This window comes from Stenotrophomonas sp. STEN046 (assembly GCF_056759755.1).
On record NZ_JBRRDR010000003.1, the window covers coordinates 177605 to 193523 of the forward strand.

The following is a 15919-nucleotide window of genomic DNA, read 5'->3' on the forward strand; positions in this document are numbered from 1 at the left end:
GATACGTATTCGTTTAGGTCATTCGCTCGTGATGGTTTCGGTCAGTCGCCGGAGAGATGCTCATCAACCCGCACAGGTGCACCTATTGGCAGATGCTGATCTGTTGAGTCAGCGTGATAGCCTTGATCAATTGATGATCTCCCCACTCCCCGAAGCAACAAACGCTCTCAACTGCCGAACGAACTCCGCATCGTAGGCTTCCCACTCCGTAATCTCCCCAACAACCCGCAACGGCTCCGCACTCCGATACGACCGCGTCGGGTTCCCGGGAAACTTCTTGTTGGTGACATTCGGATCGTCTTCAAACGGCCCGGTCGGCTCCACCACATACACACGCGGTCGCCCTTCACCCTTGGCCATCTCTGCAGCCAACCCAGCGCCCTTGGCAATCGTGGTGAAGTAGATGTGGTTCATCACCACACTGTCGCGATAGTTGGAGCGGAATCCCGCGCTCAGCAGCTCGCCCACCGTAAGGTCAGCGCGGGTGCCGTGATAGAACGGCCCGGCAACCTGGTCGCAGGTGTCATGCGAAACGGGTGTCCATTCGGTGTCCTGTGCCATCGGCACTGCCCCTACTGTCCTGCCGGATCGACAGGCTGGCGAGTCTAGGGCGCCCGGTGGGCCTTGCTGCAAGGCCCCATCCGGGAAATACTCTGTAGTGGGAGGCGCGGTGCGCCTCCTTTTTTTATTCTGCCTTGCCGCGACCTTCCAGCTCGCGCACCGCTGTTTCCAGCGCATCCAGCTTCTCGCGGGTCTTCAGCAGCACCGCACGCTGCACTTCAAACTCTTCGCGTGTCACCAGGTCCAGCTTGGCCAGCCCTGCCTGCAGCGCGCTCTTGAAGGTGGCCTGCAGTTCCTCGCGCGATTCGCGCAGGCCCGGCGGCACCAGGTCGCTGAGGCGACGGGCGAGGTCATCGATTTGGTTCAGGTCGATCATGGGGTGCTCCGTGGGGTAACGCCGGCGCGTCTGGCGCAGGCAGGCCGTTCAGGCACAAGGATACTGCTGGCGCCCAGTGCCCGGACAGGCCGAAGCGGTTTCGCATCGGCCACGTTCAGGCGCTATCCTCCACGCCGGAAGACAGGAGATAGACGATGAAGATGGTCATGGCGGTGATCAAGCCGTTCAAGCTCGACGACGTGCGCGAAGCGCTGGCCGAGCGCGGGGTTACCGGGATCACGGTGACGGAAGTGAAAGGCTTCGGTCGCCAGAAGGGCCATACCGAGCTGTACCGCGGTGCCGAGTACGTGGTCGATTTCCTGCCGAAGGTAAAGCTGGAAGTGGCGGTGACCGACGACCAGGTGGAGCTGGTGGTGGAAGCCATCGTGAAGGCGGCCGGCACCGGCAAGATCGGCGACGGCAAGGTGTTCGTGTACGACCTGGGCAGCGTGGTGCGTATTCGTACCGGTGAGCTGGACGCGGACGCGCTGTAAGCCGCTGAAGTGATGTGACCGGCGGGGTTTTGCCTCGCCGGAACGAAGAGCGGTCGAGCAAGCTCGACCTCTACCGGTAAAGCGGGTGAAGCGGTCGAGCAAGCTCGACCTCTACCGGTAAAGCGGGTAAAGCGGTCGGGCAAGCTCGACCCCTACCGGTGAAGCAGGTGAAGCGGGGCGGTGATTACCGCCGCTTGGCCCACTTGTAGAAACGCTTCCAGCCCTGGCGCACCGCTGCCACCCAGCCCGGGTCGGCCACCAGTGCGGCCTGCGCGGCACTCGGCGCTTGCCCGGTCATGCGCTGGCGCATCTTCAGCAGGTTCTTCATGTCGCTGCGGCTCAGCTGCCGGCTCAGCGGGTTGCGGCGCAGCCAGCGCGGTACGCGCCAGGCCGAGGTGAAGTCCAGCAGCACCGGCACGCCGGCGCTGACCACCACGTTGGTGCCATGCAGGTCGTTGTGGGTGATGCCGGCGGCATGCAGGCGGGTGATCGCGTGCTGCAGCTGTTCGAACACTTCATTGCCCACGGCCTGCGCCGTGCTGAGCGTCTGCCCGGGAATGAACTCCATGCCCAGCGCCAGCCCGCCCAGTGTGCCCAGCAGTGCGGGGGCGTGCTTCCAGCCACCCAGGCGTTCCAGCATGCGCGCTTCGCGGCGCACCATCAGCCGGGCGATGGGCGACACCGGGGTGCCGCGGTAACGGGAGTAGTCCTTGACCACGGCCGGCCGGCCATCAAGGCAGGTGCGGTAGACATCGGGGGCCAGGAAGCGTTCGCCGCGCTTGAGCAGCAGCGGGGCCACGGCGTCATCGCCGCAGGCGGGGGAGGGGGAGGCAGAGGGGATCATGTTGGGGTCTCGGACGACCCGGTGGGTGGCGCTGAAGCGTCAAGCGAACCGGTACGACTAGGGGAAACAGCTAAACTTTCGTTAAGCAAATTTTAGTACCGGGGAGTTTGCTATTCCACGATTTGTCGGAGAAATGTCGGCGCCGTGGCTGGAACAGTTCGTCGCGCTTTTTCGGACAATTGTGTCTCAGTTTCTGAAAAGACATTTGTTATCAATGGGTTGCAATGCGGTGTTGCGCGGCGGGCAACGCAGCGCTGAACGCCACGCACGCCTTGCTTGACCCCGGCGCACGGCCTGCCGACCATAAGCTGTTAACCCGCGACATCGGCGGCCGCCCCCACCCGGCACGTCCCCGTCCCCTGCCGCGTTTCCCCCTTGGTGCCGGCCCTGCGGCCGCATCGCCCTGTTTCCCTGTCCGGCACGTGCTGGAGGAAAGTGTTTTGATCATCAAAATCGTACTTGCAGCGCTGTTCGTGGCCTGCGTGCTGTACATCCACTTCCGCGGCAAGGTGCGCGCGCGTTGGTCGCGGCAGCTGCTGGACCACTCCAGCTTCATGGCCCCGATCAACGTGGTCATGTACATGTTTTCCAAGGTGCCGACCACGCCGTTCCTCGACCCGGGCAAGGAATTCCCGCAGCTGGAGCCGCTGCGGCAGAACTGGCAGGTGATCCGCGATGAAGCGCTGGCGTTGCGCGATGCGCAGAAGATCGCCGCCTCCAGCAGCTTCAACGATGCCGGCTTCAATTCGTTCTTCCGCCGTGGCTGGAAGCGCTTCTACCTGAAGTGGTACGGCCCCTCGCACCCGTCGGCCAAGACGATGTGCCCGAAGACCGTGGCGTTGATCGAGTCGATTCCGGATGTGCGCGCGGCGATGTTCGCGCAGCTGCCGCCGGGCAGCGAACTGCGGCCGCACCGCGACCCGTTCGCCGGTTCGCTGCGCCTGCACCTGGGCCTGACCACGCCCAATGACGATGGCTGCTACATCGTTGTGGACGGCGTGAAGAAGAGCTGGCGCGATGGCGAATGGATGATGTTCGACGAGACCTACATCCACCACGCGCACAACGAAACCCAGCAGGACCGCGTGATCCTGTTCTGCGACATCGCCCGTCCGCTGCGCTTCGGCCTGCCGGGCCTGTTCAACCGTGCGGTGGCCGCTACGCTGCTGGCCGGCGGCGCATCGCCGAACCTGCCGGGTGACCCGACCGGTGGCGTCAACAAGGCCTTCGGTGGCGTGTACAAGGTGCGGCTGAAGGCCAAGGCGCTGCGCGAGCGCAGCGTGGTGGCCTACCAGGTCATCAAGTGGGGCCTGGTGGTGGCGGTGATCGCTGGCATCTGGGCGATCTGACCGAACGGCCGCCGGGCATGGCCCGGCGCTACCGGAAAACGAAAAACCCGCGCTGCTGCCAGCGCGGGTTTTTTGTTGGGTGGGTGCCGACCTTTGGTCGGCACACCTCAACCCCGGTAGGTGCCAACCTTGGTTGGCACGCTTCGACCTTGGTAGGTGCCGACCGTTGGTCGGCACACTTTCCGATCAACCCTTCAGCGCGGCCTTCACGAACGGCGGGGTTACCAGCACGCCGGTGTGCAGCGCGGCGGTGTAGTACAGCGTGTCGAAGGACTTGGCAGCCGAATCGGCCTGGCGGAAGTCGAAGCTGCTGTCGCCCTTGCGCGCCAGGGTCACGCTCCACCAGCCGGTGGGGTAGCACGGCTGCGGGAACGGCAGGGTCTTGAACGAACCGAAGCCGGCCTTGCCCATCTCGGTGCGCATTTCGTTGATCAGCTCCAGCTGCATCAGCGGCGATTCGGACTGCTGCACCAGGATGCCGTCGTCCTTCAGGGCCTTGAAGCAGCTCTCGTAGAAGGCCTTGTTGAACAGGCCTTCGCCCGGGCCGACCGGGTCGGTCGAATCGACGATCACCACGTCCACGCTGCCGGCCGGGCAGTTGGCCATATAGGCCACGCCGTCGTCGAACATCAGTTCGGCGCGCGGGTCGTTGTTGGAATCGCACAGTTCCGGGAAGTGCTTGCGCGCCATCACCGTGACCTGCTCGTCGATGTCGCACTGGGTCACGCTCTCCACGCCCTTGTGCTTGAGCACTTCGCGCAGGGTGCCGCAGTCGCCGCCACCGATGATCACCACGCGCTTGGGCGCGGCATGGGTAAACAGCACCGGGTGGCTGATCATCTCGTGGTAGAAGAAGTTGTCCTTGCTGGTCAGCATGATGGCCCCGTCGATGGTCATCAGGTTGCCCCAGTCGGTGGTCTGGAAGATCTCGATCTTCTGGAACGGCGACTGCACCTCGTCCAGCTTGCCGGTGATGCGGTAGCCGATGGCCGAGCCAGTGCGCTCGAAGTGTTCGATGTACCAGTTGTTGCTGTCAGTCATGGGAAAACAGTCCTGTTCGGAGGGGTGAAGCCGGGCTGGCGGGCGGGGCCGCGTGGCACAGATGCCACATCCGGACGGATCGGCCCGTTCAGGTTGGAACCTGCCACGGGCGCGGGCGCGCATGATAACGAACCTGTGGGCATATAGGCGTTATCATGCCCCCCCTTTTATTTGCCACAAGGCCGACTGCAATGACCGATTGGTCCCTCGACCAAGCCCGCAAGACCTACTCGATCCCGCATTGGGCGGACGGTTACTTCGACGTGGATCAGGCCGGGCACATGGTAGTGAGACCGACCGGGGCAGATGGCCCGGTGGTGTCGCTGCCCAAGGTGGTGGACGCTGCGCGCGCAGCTGGCGCCAAGCTGCCGCTGCTGGTGCGCTTCCCGGACATCCTGGGCCAGCGCCTGGGCAAGCTGCAGGCGGCCTTCACCCAGGCCCGCGCCGATTGGGATTACGCCGGCGGCTACACCGCCGTCTACCCGATCAAGGTGAACCAGCACCGCGGTGTGGCCGGCACTTTGGCCAGCCACCATGGCGAAGGCTTTGGCCTGGAAGCGGGCAGCAAGCCGGAACTGATGGCCGTGCTGGCGCTGTCGCGCCCCGGTGGCCTGATCGTCTGCAACGGCTACAAGGACCGCGAGTACATCCGCCTGGCCCTGATCGGCCGCAAGCTGGGCCTGCAGACCTTCATCGTCATCGAGAAGCCGTCCGAGCTGAAGCTGGTGCTGGAAGAGTCCAAGGCGCTGGACGTGAAGCCGGGCCTGGGCGTGCGCATGCGCCTGGCCTCGCTGGGCGCCGGCAAGTGGCAGAACAGCGGTGGCGACAAGGCCAAGTTCGGCCTGTCCCCGCGCCAGCTGCTGGACCTGTGGAAGTCGCTGCGCGATACCGAGTACGCCGACTGCCTGAGCCTGCTGCATTTCCACATGGGCTCGCAGATCTCCAACGTGCGCGACATCGCCAACGGCATGCGCGAAGCCACCCGCTACTTCGTCGAACTGTCACAGCTGGGCGCGAAGATCACCCACGTGGACGTGGGCGGCGGCCTGGGCGTGGATTACGAAGGCACCCGTTCGCGCAGCTTCTGCTCGATCAACTACGGGCTGCATTCGTATGCCAGCAACATCGTGCAGCCGCTGGCCAATGCCTGCGAAGAACACGGCTTGACCCCGCCGCGCATCGTCACCGAGTGCGGCCGCGCGATGACCGCGCACCACGCGGTGCTGATCGCCAACGTGTCTGAAGTGGAACAGGCGCAGGAAGGCCGCGTGCCGGACCAGCACGACGACGAGCCGGCCTCGATCCGCCACCTGCGCGAGATCCACGAGGAACTGGACGTGCGCCCGGCGGTGGAACTGTTCCAGGAAGCCCAGCATTTCCATGCCGAAGGCCTGTCCAGCTACGCGCTGGGCCAGATCGACCTGCCGCAGCGTGCGCGCATCGACGATCTGTTCTACGCCATTGCCCACGGTGTGCGTGCGCGCCTGAGCTACGACGAAAAGAGCCATCGCCCGGCGCTGGATGAACTGAACGAGCGCCTGGTCGACAAGTACTTCGTCAACTTCAGCGTGTTCGAATCGATTCCCGATGCGTGGGCGATCGACCAGGTGTTCCCGATCGTGCCGATCGAGCGCCTGAACGAGACGCCGGACCGTCGCGGCATCATCGCCGACATGACCTGCGATTCCGATGGCATGGTCAAGACCTATGTCGAGAACGAAAGCCTGGACAGCTCGCTGCCGCTGCACGCGATGAAGCATGGCGAGAGCTACCGCATCGGCTTCTTCATGGTTGGCGCCTACCAGGAAATCCTGGGCGACATCCACAACCTGTTCGGCGATACCGACGCGGTGGAAGTGCTGGCCGATGCCGATGGCTACGCCATCACCCAGCAGCGCCGCGGCGATACCACCGACGTGATGCTGGACTACGTGGGCTACAAGCTGGATGACCTGCGTGCGGCCTATGCCGAACGCGTGGCCTCGGCCGACCTGTCGCCGGAGCGCGCGCAGGAACTATCCGAAGCGCTGGAAGCGGGCCTGACCGGCTACACCTACCTGTCCGACGAACCGCTGGTCTGATGTCTACGGGAACGCCGGGCATGGCCCGGCGCTACCGGCTGCGATGAGCGCCCGCGCGATCTTCCACCTGTTCCTGCATGCCGCCGTGCCAGCCCTGCTGGCATGGCTGTTCTGGCGCAAGCGCTTCGCCTCGACGTGGCTGTTGCTGCTGCTGGGTTGGATCATCGATCTGGACCATCTGCTGGCCGACCCGATCTATGCGCCCAACCGCTGCAGCATCGGCTTCCACCCGCTGCACACCGCACCGGCGATTGCCGTGTACGCGGGGCTGTGCGTGCCGAAGAAAACACGCCTGTTCGGCATCGGCTTGATCATCCACATCGTGCTGGACGCGATTGATTGCTGGTGGATGCACCACCGCTGACGCAGGTCGAACATCTGCCCTGGTAGACGCCGACCTTGGTTGGCGCTCTTGATGCGTGTCGACCAAGGTCGACACCTACCGGGCCGCTCCCCGGGCGCGGCCCTGCTTTGGTAGACGCCGACCTTGGTCGGCGCTCTTGATGTGTGTCGACCAAGGTCGACACCTACCGGGCCGCTCCCCGGGCGCGGCCCTGCTTTGGTAGACGCCGACCTTGGTCGGCGCTCTTGATGCGTGTCGACCAAGGTCGACACCTACCGGGCCGCTCCCCGGGCGCGGCCCTGCCTTGGTAGACGCCGACCTTGGTCGGCGCTCTTGATGCGTGTCGACCAAGGTCGACACCTACCGGGAGGCGCGTGATCCGGCGAGCGCAGCGGCGCGTCACCCCACCGGCAACCACACTGTCGCGCGCAATCCTGGCTGCGCGTTCTCCAACGCCAAACGCCCGCCATAGCTGGCGGCAATATCGCCCGCGATGGCCAGCCCCAAGCCGCTGCTGCCTGCGCGTTCGTCCAGCCGCACACCGCGCTGGGTCACCTGCGCCAGCGCTTCCGCCGCCAACCCAGGGCCATCGTCGCGCACGTCGAGGCGCAGCTGCCCGGCTTCCATGCCCGCCGTAACATCCACCTGCTGCCGCGCCCACTTGCACGCGTTGTCCAGCAGATTGCCCAGCATCTCTTCCAGATCCGCACTGGCTCCAGCGAACTGCAGGCCAGCGCCAACCGCTTCTACATTGAACCGCAGCGCACGCTCGCCATGCACGCGGGCCATCAACCGGCACAGCGCCTGCGCGACCGGCGCCACCGGCGTGCGTTCGCGGTGGTCGGCGGCCAGCCCGACGGCCAGGTAGCGATCCACGCTGGCCTGCATGCGCGCGCCTTGCTCACGCAACGTGCCACGCCAGTCGCGGCCCTCACCATCGGCCTCGGTGGCCAGCACGCTCAGCGGTGTTTTCAATGCGTGCGCCAGATCCTGCGCACTGGTGCGCGCGCGCGCCACCATGCGCTGCTGATGATCAAGCAGCGCGTTGAGTTCTTCGCCCAGCGGCGCGACTTCCGCCCCCAGCCCTTCGGTGTCGATGCGCTGCGCATCACCACGGCGCACGCGTTCCAGCTGCGCACCGAGACGCTGCAAGGGCCGCAGACCGAAATGCACCTGGCTGGCCAGTACCGCCAGCCACGCCGCCACTAGCACGGCCAACGCCATTGCGCTGCGTTGGCGGAAGGCGGCGACATCGGCATCCAATGCGCTGCGGTCGGTGGCGACCACGGCCACATAGGGCTGGTTGGCACGTGGCAGGCGCACCGGCTGCACGCGCGCGCGCAGTGATTGCTGCAGTGGGCCGGGCAGGTTGCGCTCGGCCGCGCCGCTGGCGTCCACCGGCAGCGTCTCGTCCCACAGCGAACGTGACTGCAGCAGCACCTTGCCGCTGCCATCGGCGATCTGCCAGTACGCGCCGGAGAACACGCGCTGGAAGCGCGCATCGTTGGGTTCCTGGCGCAGCTGCAGTTGGCCGTCGGCATCGATCTCGGCCTGCGCCAGCAGGGTCAGCATGTCCTGCTGCAGCTCGTTGTCCAGGCGGTCGCGCGCGCTGCGCTTGAACAGCTCGCCCAGCAGCGCGCTGGCCAGTACGGAAACCAGCAACAGGCCCACGCCACCGGCCAGCAGCAGGCGGCGCCGCAGCGACGGTTGCCGGCTCACGGCGCCGCCAGCCGCCAGCCCTGGCCGCGCACGGTCTGGATGAGATCCGCACCGAGCTTGCGGCGCACACGCCCCAGCAGCACATCCAGCGCGTTGGAATCCGGGTCGTGGCCGCCGTCGAACACGTGCTCGCCCAGGCGGTCGCGGCCGATCACCTGGCCACTGTGGTGAATGAAATAGCTGAGCAGGCGGAATTCCTGCGGGCTCAGTGCCAGCGCCTGGCTGTCCAGTTCAAACCGACCGGCGTTGACATCCAGCTGCAACGGCCCGCACTGCAACCGTGGACTGGCATGGCCGTGGCTGCGGCGGATCAGTGCGCGCAGGCGCAGCACCAGTTCGTCGGCCTGGAAAGGTTTGGTCAGGTAGTCGTCGGCGCCGGCATCGAAGCCGGCCAGCTTGTCGTGCCAGCGCCCGCGTGCGGTCAACACCAGCACCGGAAAGTCGCGGCCGTTGCCGCGCCAGCGCTCGATCACGCTCAGGCCATCCAGCCCCGGCAGGCCCAGATCGACGATGGCCGCCTGCAGGTCTTCCACCTGGCCGATCTCTTCGGCCTGGCGGCCATCGGCCACCACGTCCACCACGTAGCCGGCCTGTTCCAGCAGGGGCTGCAGGCGCTGTGCCAACGCCGCATCGTCTTCGGCCAACAGGATGCGCATCAGTCGTCCAGCTCCGTCTTCAGCAGCCTGCCGTTGCGCGCATCATAGTCCAGCTCCACCACCACGCCGTCGGCGCGCAGGATCTCCACTTCGTACACGCCATCGTCCAGTTCCACTTCCAGCAACTGGCCCGGGTGACGCTTGAGCGCATCGCGCACCACGCTTTCCAGCGGCACATAACGGCCCTGCTGCACGGCGCGGCGCGCCACCTGCTGCGCCGGGTCCTGTGCGGGACCGGCGGCGGTGGGGGCACTGGCCAGGGCCAGCAGCAATGAAAGGGAGGACAGGAACGGCACGGTTGATTGCGACATCAGCAGGGGATGGCGCGAGTGTGCCGCCTGCGACTAACCATTGGCTAACAGCGCCGGCTAAGCGGCTGTTAACCGCGCCCTGCATCGTGGCGTTGCCGGGATGGTCCGGCCCCGAACAGGAAAACCCCCATGTTGAAGTCACTCACCCTCGCCACTGTCGTCGCCCTTGCGATCGTTCCCGCCGCACAGGCCGCGCCGCTGGGCATGGCCCAGGTCGAACAGACCCTGCGCAAGGCCGGCTACACCCAGATCCACGAGATCGAGCGTGATGATGGCCTGTGGGAAGCCGATGTCAGCCGCGCCGACGGCCGCTTCAGCGAGGTCTACGTTGACCCGAAGACCGGCGAAATCTTCGACGAGCACGACAGCCGCGCGCTGCTGGGCACCGAACAGGTGCTGGCCAAGGCACAGGCGCAGGGCCTGCGTGAGATCCATTCGCTGGAACGCGATGGTGCGACGTGGTCGCTGGAAGCCCGCAACGCACGCAACCAGCGCGTGGAAGTGCGGTTGAGCGGCTATGACGGCCGCATCCTGCACAGCGAGCGCGACGGCTGGCTGGATTGACGCCTGCTTCGGAACGGGGTGTGTCGACCAAGGTCGACACCTACCTGGTAGAGGCGACGGCTGGCTGGATTGACGCCTGCTTCGCGACGGGGTGTATCGACCAAGGTCGACACCCACCCCGTGTGCGGGTTACCAGCCGTACGGCGGCGGGTAGTCCCAATACCCCGGGCCACCACCGTAGTAACCGCCACCGCCATACGGCCCGAAGAAGCCCGGGCCCTTGCCTTCGCTCACGTGGATGTTGAGGTTGACCCCGCGGGTCTTGCCTTCATCGTTGGTGTAGTTCTTGCTGAGGTTGAGCGTGGCGGCGTTGTAATGCGTGTTGCCGTAATTCTTGGCGTAGCCGATGCCGGTGGTGAAGCTGCCGGATACCTTGACCTTGTCGTCCTGCACATCGGCGATCCTGCCGTCGCCGTGCACGCGCGGGCCGGTCTTGTCGCCGTAGAACGTACCGGGCGGGTCCTGCTGCAGGGCGGGATCGTTGAGGTAGCGGATCGGCGTCTGCGGCACGGACAGGTCCAGGCCGGATGCCTGCGGCGCGGTGGCGCCGGCGGCGGACTGCGCCAGGGCCGTTCCGGGCAGGGCGGCCAGGCACAGCAGCAGGGTCAGGGGGCGGATCATGACGGCGCTCCAACACAGGGGGCCGCGCAGCACGCGGCGGTACAGGCCGACGCTAGCAGGCGTTGCTTGAATGATGCCTGTCGGCGCCCGTTTGCGGTAGAGCCAGGCCATGCCTGGCTCCACGCTACAACCGCCCGAACCCGAACAGGTCCTGCAGCGGGTGCCGTCGCCGCTCGATCCGCGCCCGCAGCAGCCCGGCACCAATCATCGAATAGGTGATGCCGTTGCCGCCGTAGGCCATGGCGAAGTGCACGCGGGGCCCCCATTGCGCATGCGGCCCGAAGAACGGCAGCCCGTCGGCGGTCTCGGCAAAGGTGCCCGCCCATGAAAAAGCCGCGGTCGGCTGCAGGTGCGGGAACCATTGCAGCAGCTGCTTCATCAGTTTGCGGGCCTTGCTGTCCACCCGGCCATCGCGGCGGGCGGGAATATCGATGGCATCGTCCAGCCCGCCCACCAACAGCCTGCGGTCCCCGGTGGCACGCAGGTACAGGTAGGGGCGGGCGCTCTCCCAGACCATCGTGCGCTGCAGCCAGCCCAGCTCGTCGGCGTTGATCGGGTCGGTGATGAACGCGTAGCTGCTGCGGTTGCGGGCCACGCGCGGGTCCAGCCACTGCTGGTTGGCATAGCCCATCGCCAGCACCACGTGGCGGGCGCGGATCTGCATGCCGGATTCGGTGCGGGCGGTTACGCCGCGCGCAGTAGGAGTGAGGGCATGCAGAACGGTGCGGTCATGCACCGCGCCGCCGCGCCGCTGCAACCGCCGCAGCAGCCCGTAAGTGAAGCAGTAGGGATCGACCCGTGCGGCCTGGCGGGTCAGCAGGGCGCCGCCGGCATCGACGCTGAAACGTTCCTGCAGTGCATCCCTGTCCAGCCAGCGCGCATCCAGGCCGATGCCACGGCGCGCCTCGCCCTCGGCCATCAGCCGCGGTACGTCACGGCGACGGCTGGCCAAGTACAGGCTGTCCATCTGCTTGAAGTCGACTTCTTTCAGACCGCGCGCGACCTCGCCCAATGCAGGGATCGCGTCCGCACAGGCCTGGTAGGCCAGCGCCGCAGCGTCCTGGCCATACTGCGAGGCCAGCTCCAGCAGATGGGTGTCGATCTCGTACTGCAGCAGCGCGGTACTGGCTGCGGTGCTGCCCCAGCCGATGTCACGCTGCTCGATCAGCGCAACGTCGTGGCCGTGGGCCGACAGCTCATCGGCGATCAGTGCGCCGGTGATGCCACCCCCCACCACCAGCACATCGCACTGCAGGTCCTGTTCCAGCGGCGGAAAGGCCTGGATCAGGCCGTTGCGCACGGCCCACCATGGGTAACCACTCTTCAGGTCCATGCGGGTGCGTGCTCAGGCAGTGGGACGGCCGGTGTGCGGGGTCAGAATCAGTTCGGACAGATCGAAGCCCTGCAGGCGGGCCGCCGCCAGATAATGTTCCTGCACGGTGGCATCCAGCTGCGGGCTGCGCGCCAGCAGCCACAGGTACTTTCGGTCCGGGCTGCCGACCAGGGCGACGCTGTAGTCCGGTGCCACCTGCATCACCCAGTAGTCGCCCTTGGCGAAGGGCAGCCAGCGCAGGCCCTTGGGCAGGAAGCTCACTTCCAGCCGCGCGCTGTCGTTGTCGACTGCGCAGGCTTCACCGGTGGCTTCCTCGATCTCGCCGTCCATGCGGCAGCGATTGGTGACGCCCACGTTGCCGTTGTCGAGCAGCTGGTAATGGGCCGACACGTCGGTGCAGCCCTCCGGCTCGTGGCGCATGGGCAGGCGTGCGATCTCATACCAGGTGCCCAGGTAACGGGGCAGCTTGAGGTCGGCGACGGTCTTCAACGGCGGCAGGTCGGTCATTGGGGGCAGCTGTGAAAAGGGAGCCCCACGATGCCGCCAGCGCTGCCACGGGCGGGTGAAGCCGGGGCGATGGCCGTGTCCAGAACGTTGCGTCGCCGTAGCCGGGCACGCGCTGTCACCGGTGCGGCGGTATGCTTGCCGCCAGCGCCGTGTTCTTTCGATCCAACCGATGTGGAGGTGCCGATGTACCAGGTGATCCTGTTGAAGAATGAAACCGCCTTCGCCCGCGAGCAGTGGCCGCAGGTGGATGATCTGGTGGAATACCAGGGGGTGAGTTACAGCCTGCGCGCAGGCCCGCGGCAGCCGCTGCCCACCGACCACGACTGGCACCCGATCGCGGTGTATGCACCGGACGAGATCACCGAGGAAGAGTTCCAGGACTGGTATGCGCTGCAGCAGCCGAACGTGGAAGAGCTTCGACTGAAGTACTGATGGCCGGTCGGGTTGAGGGGTGATCGGCTTTGCCGGGGCGGTTGCACTGCCTTTGCCGCCCATCCGCTGTTTACACCCTGTGCCGTATAGTCGCGCGCAGGCGCGGTGGTCCGCGCGAACCGGTGTGGCTGCGTGCTGTCTCTTCTGCAAACGATCCTGATGCGCAAGCCCTGGCTGGGCCTGCTGGTGTGCTGCACGTTGCTGCTGGCGGTGCCGGCCTGGGCGCAGGACGAGGATCCGACGCCGAAGCAGCAGCTGGCCCAGATCGACAGCGCGCTGAAGGATGTCGAGCGCAAGCGCATCGATGCCGAAGCCACCGAAACACTGAGTACGCTTTCAGAGAACGCGTCGCAGGCAAAGCGTGATGCCGAGGCGCTGGAAAAGACCCTGCAGCCCCAGCTGGACCAGCTCACCGAGCAGCTGGCGCAGCTGGGTGAGGCCCCGCAGGGCACCACCGAGCCGCCGGAGCTGGCCGCGCAACGGCGCACCCTCACCCGTCAACGTGACACCCTTGCCGCCTCGGTCGCGCAGGCAAAGTCCAGTGCCGTTCGCGCCCAGCAGCTCAGCGCGGATATCGACAAGCAGCGCTCGGCGCAGATCAGCGAGGAGCTGGGCCGCAAGGTCGATTCGCCGCTGTCGCCGTCGCTGTGGCGACAGGTGGCCGATCAGCTTCCCGATGACATCGCCCGTGTACGCCCTTTGGCGCAGCAGGGTCGAGTTGCGCTGGCCAAGGCCATCGACACCCATGGCTGGGGCACGTTGCTGCTGGGCCTGGCCGCAGCGTTGGTGATGATGTTCCCGCTGCGCCTGTGGCTGCGCACGCTGGGGCGCCGTTTCGCCGCGTCCGAGCGCGCACCGGATGGTCGCCTGCGCCGCTCCGGCCTGGCCATGTGGCTGCTGCTGGTGGGCACGCTGTTGCCGGGCTATGCGGTGGTGGTGCTGGTGGCGGCACTGAATGCCATCGATGGCATCGCGCCGCGCCTGCAGAACGTGGCCGATGGTGTGGTGGCGGCCACGTTCGCTGCGGCCTTCATTGCGGCGCTCAGCGCGTGCCTGCTGGTGCCCAAGCGGCCTTCGTGGCGCCTGCTGAACCTGGATGACACCGCCGCGCTGAAGCTGCGCAAGTACGCCTGGGGTGCTGCGGCACTGGCCTGGCTGAGCACGGTACTGGTCGCCATCGATCGCGCCACCCGCACCAGCGATGTCACCACGGTGGCGCTGGACGGCGTGATCGCGCTGACCTATCTGGGCCTGATCATGGCCATGCTGGTCACCCTGGCGCGCCTGCATCGGCGCCAGACCGCCGAGGCCGAGGCGAAGCTGGAAGCGCAGGCCGACGGCCAGGGCGCGGCCGTTCCGGTACGCCGCAGCAGCTGGCTGGTGCTGGCACGGGTGGCCGGCAACATCGCCGTGGTGGCCGCGATCATCGCCACCCTGATGGGCTATGTGAACTTCGCCAAGTTCGTCAACCAGCAGCTGATCGGCGGCAGCATCGTGGTGCTGGCGGCAACGCTTCTGTTCAAGTTCGTCGACGATTTCTCCACCTGGCTGTTGAACGCCGACAGCAAGGTCGGCCAGACCATCCTGCTCAGCACCGGCCTGAGCGTATCGAAGCTGGAACAGGCCGGCGTGCTGCTGTCGGCGGTGCTGCGTACCCTGGTTGTGCTGATCGCGCTGCTGGCGCTGGCGGCGCCGTTCGGCAACGTCGGCTCGATCGTGGAACGCTTCGCCGCGCTTGCCGGTGGCATCAAGATCAACGATGGCCTGACACTGGAGCCCGGCCGCATCGTTACCGGCGTGCTGGTGTTGCTGGTGGGCATGGGGCTGACCCAGCTGCTGCAACGCTGGCTGACCGACACCTACCTGCCCAAGACCGAGCTGGACCTGGGGGCGCGCAACTCGATCAGCACCATCGCCGGTTACGTCGGCATCATCCTGGTGGCGCTGTGGGCGCTGACCGCGATGGGCCTGAACCTGAAGAACCTGGCGCTGCTGGTCAGCGCGCTCTCGGTGGGTATTGGTTTCGGCCTGCAGGCGATCATCCAGAACTTCGTCTCCGGCCTGATCCTGCTGGCCGAACGGCCGGTAAAGATCGGTGACTGGGTGAAGCTGGGCGACCAGGAAGGCGACATCCGCCGCATCAACGTGCGTTCGACCGAGATCCAGGTGGGCGACAAATCCACGCTGATCGTGCCGAACTCGGAACTGATCACCAAGACCATCCGCAACATGACGATGGGCAACAACCAGGGCCGCATCCAGATCCAGTTCGCGGTACCCACCAGCACCGACGTCGCCGGCCTGCGCCAGGCGATGCTGGATGCCTATGGCGCGCACACCAGCGTGCTGCAGCAACCGGCGCCGACGGTCTACATCGACGGTATTGCCGGTGGCCAGATCACCATCAACAGCTTTGCCTATGTGGCCAGCCCACGGCAGGTATACGGCACCCGCAGCGATCTGTATTTCAGCCTGCTGCAGATCCTGGCGGAGCGGAACATTCCGCTGTCCACACCGACCGACATCCACATCACCCGCGATCCGCAGGAGTAGGGGTTTCTTTGCAGGTCTGCGCCCTGCACCTGCAGAGGCAACAGCCGAAGCAACAGCAAAAGCCGGCTATCCATGGGATGGCGGGGTGGGTCCGGTTGCGGGGGACGCCGTAAATACGTCCCTGTAGGCTCGGC

Annotated in this window: 17 protein-coding genes; 7 read left to right on the forward strand and 10 right to left on the reverse strand. The window is 66.2% G+C overall.

All coding sequences use genetic code 11. The features are described 5' to 3' along the window. Positions 1-126: 126 nt before the first annotated feature. On the reverse strand, positions 127-561 hold the full coding sequence (gene arr, locus ACVOLJ_RS03065) for an NAD(+)--rifampin ADP-ribosyltransferase (RefSeq protein WP_481563430.1): 435 nt from the start codon (positions 559-561) through the stop codon (positions 127-129). 124 nt (positions 562-685) lie between these two features. After that, complete coding sequence (gene ubiK, locus ACVOLJ_RS03070; protein ID WP_025874558.1) at positions 686-937, reverse strand: ubiquinone biosynthesis accessory factor UbiK; 252 nt, start codon at positions 935-937, stop codon at positions 686-688. Between the two features lie 155 nt (positions 938-1092). On the opposite strand from ubiK, the gene ACVOLJ_RS03075 reads away from it, so the two are divergent. Next, on the forward strand, positions 1093-1431 hold the full coding sequence (locus ACVOLJ_RS03075) for a P-II family nitrogen regulator (RefSeq protein WP_079223976.1): 339 nt from the start codon (positions 1093-1095) through the stop codon (positions 1429-1431). Between the two features lie 184 nt (positions 1432-1615). Here the strand turns inward: ACVOLJ_RS03075 and ACVOLJ_RS03080 are convergent, their stop codons facing one another. After that, positions 1616-2275 carry an RIO1 family regulatory kinase/ATPase domain-containing protein gene (locus tag ACVOLJ_RS03080; RefSeq protein ID WP_481563431.1) on the reverse strand — a complete coding sequence of 220 codons (660 nt, stop codon included), beginning with the start codon at positions 2273-2275 and terminating at the stop codon, positions 1616-1618. 443 nt (positions 2276-2718) lie between these two features. Between ACVOLJ_RS03080 and ACVOLJ_RS03085 the strand changes: the two genes are divergently transcribed. Continuing rightward, positions 2719-3624 carry an aspartyl/asparaginyl beta-hydroxylase domain-containing protein gene (locus tag ACVOLJ_RS03085; protein ID WP_475278698.1) on the forward strand — a complete coding sequence of 302 codons (906 nt, stop codon included), beginning with the start codon at positions 2719-2721 and terminating at the stop codon, positions 3622-3624. Positions 3625-3810: 186 nt separating this feature from the next. Here ACVOLJ_RS03085 and speE read toward each other — a convergent pair whose 3' ends face one another. Then, on the reverse strand, positions 3811-4665 hold the full coding sequence (gene speE, locus ACVOLJ_RS03090; protein WP_475278612.1) for a polyamine aminopropyltransferase: 855 nt from the start codon (positions 4663-4665) through the stop codon (positions 3811-3813). A gap of 191 nt (positions 4666-4856) precedes the next feature. Between speE and speA the strand changes: the two genes are divergently transcribed. After that, on the forward strand, positions 4857-6746 hold the full coding sequence (gene speA, locus ACVOLJ_RS03095) for an arginine decarboxylase (protein WP_046984198.1): 1890 nt from the start codon (positions 4857-4859) through the stop codon (positions 6744-6746). A 43-nt stretch (positions 6747-6789) separates the two neighbouring features. After that, positions 6790-7110, forward strand: coding sequence for a DUF6122 family protein (locus ACVOLJ_RS03100; protein WP_481563432.1), 321 nt, complete (start codon positions 6790-6792; stop codon positions 7108-7110). Between the two features lie 378 nt (positions 7111-7488). Here the strand turns inward: ACVOLJ_RS03100 and ACVOLJ_RS03105 are convergent, their stop codons facing one another. The 3 genes from ACVOLJ_RS03105 to ACVOLJ_RS03115 are packed head-to-tail and all read right to left on the reverse strand — an operon-like array spanning position 7489 to position 9775. Beyond that, positions 7489-8808 carry a sensor histidine kinase gene (locus tag ACVOLJ_RS03105; protein ID WP_481563433.1) on the reverse strand — a complete coding sequence of 440 codons (1320 nt, stop codon included), beginning with the start codon at positions 8806-8808 and terminating at the stop codon, positions 7489-7491. Next, the gene (locus ACVOLJ_RS03110; RefSeq protein WP_475278610.1) at positions 8805-9464 is read right to left on the reverse strand and encodes a response regulator transcription factor; all 660 of its coding nucleotides are present in this window, start codon (positions 9462-9464) and stop codon (positions 8805-8807) included. Before ACVOLJ_RS03110 ends, ACVOLJ_RS03105 begins: the two co-directional genes overlap by 4 nt. After that, positions 9464-9775 (reverse strand): PepSY domain-containing protein, encoded by a 312-nt coding sequence (locus ACVOLJ_RS03115; RefSeq protein ID WP_475278609.1) that lies wholly within the window; start codon positions 9773-9775, stop codon positions 9464-9466. Before ACVOLJ_RS03115 ends, ACVOLJ_RS03110 begins: the two co-directional genes overlap by 1 nt. Positions 9776-9904: 129 nt before the next feature. Here ACVOLJ_RS03115 and ACVOLJ_RS03120 point away from each other — a divergent pair, with 129 nt between their 5' ends. Continuing rightward, positions 9905-10339: a PepSY domain-containing protein gene (locus ACVOLJ_RS03120; protein WP_475278608.1), complete on the forward strand. Its 435-nt coding sequence runs from the start codon at positions 9905-9907 to the stop codon at positions 10337-10339. A 129-nt stretch (positions 10340-10468) separates the two neighbouring features. On the opposite strand, the gene ACVOLJ_RS03125 is transcribed toward ACVOLJ_RS03120, so the two are convergent. The 3 genes from ACVOLJ_RS03125 to ACVOLJ_RS03135 form a co-directional block, all read right to left on the reverse strand. Continuing rightward, positions 10469-10960 (reverse strand): hypothetical protein, encoded by a 492-nt coding sequence (locus ACVOLJ_RS03125; RefSeq protein WP_475278607.1) that lies wholly within the window; start codon positions 10958-10960, stop codon positions 10469-10471. Positions 10961-11084: 124 nt separating this feature from the next. Further along, the gene (locus tag ACVOLJ_RS03130; protein WP_475278606.1) at positions 11085-12293 is read right to left on the reverse strand and encodes an NAD(P)/FAD-dependent oxidoreductase; all 1209 of its coding nucleotides are present in this window, start codon (positions 12291-12293) and stop codon (positions 11085-11087) included. Positions 12294-12305: 12 nt separating this feature from the next. Then, on the reverse strand, positions 12306-12800 hold the full coding sequence (locus ACVOLJ_RS03135) for a lipocalin family protein (protein ID WP_481563434.1): 495 nt from the start codon (positions 12798-12800) through the stop codon (positions 12306-12308). Positions 12801-12983: 183 nt separating this feature from the next. Here ACVOLJ_RS03135 and ACVOLJ_RS03140 point away from each other — a divergent pair, with 183 nt between their 5' ends. Beyond that, complete coding sequence (locus ACVOLJ_RS03140) at positions 12984-13232, forward strand: hypothetical protein (RefSeq protein WP_475278604.1); 249 nt, start codon at positions 12984-12986, stop codon at positions 13230-13232. 159 nt (positions 13233-13391) lie between these two features. Continuing rightward, a complete protein-coding gene (locus ACVOLJ_RS03145; RefSeq protein ID WP_481563435.1) occupies positions 13392-15785 on the forward strand; it encodes a DUF3772 domain-containing protein in 2394 nt (797 codons plus the stop codon). The last annotated feature ends 134 nt before the right edge of the window (positions 15786-15919 follow it).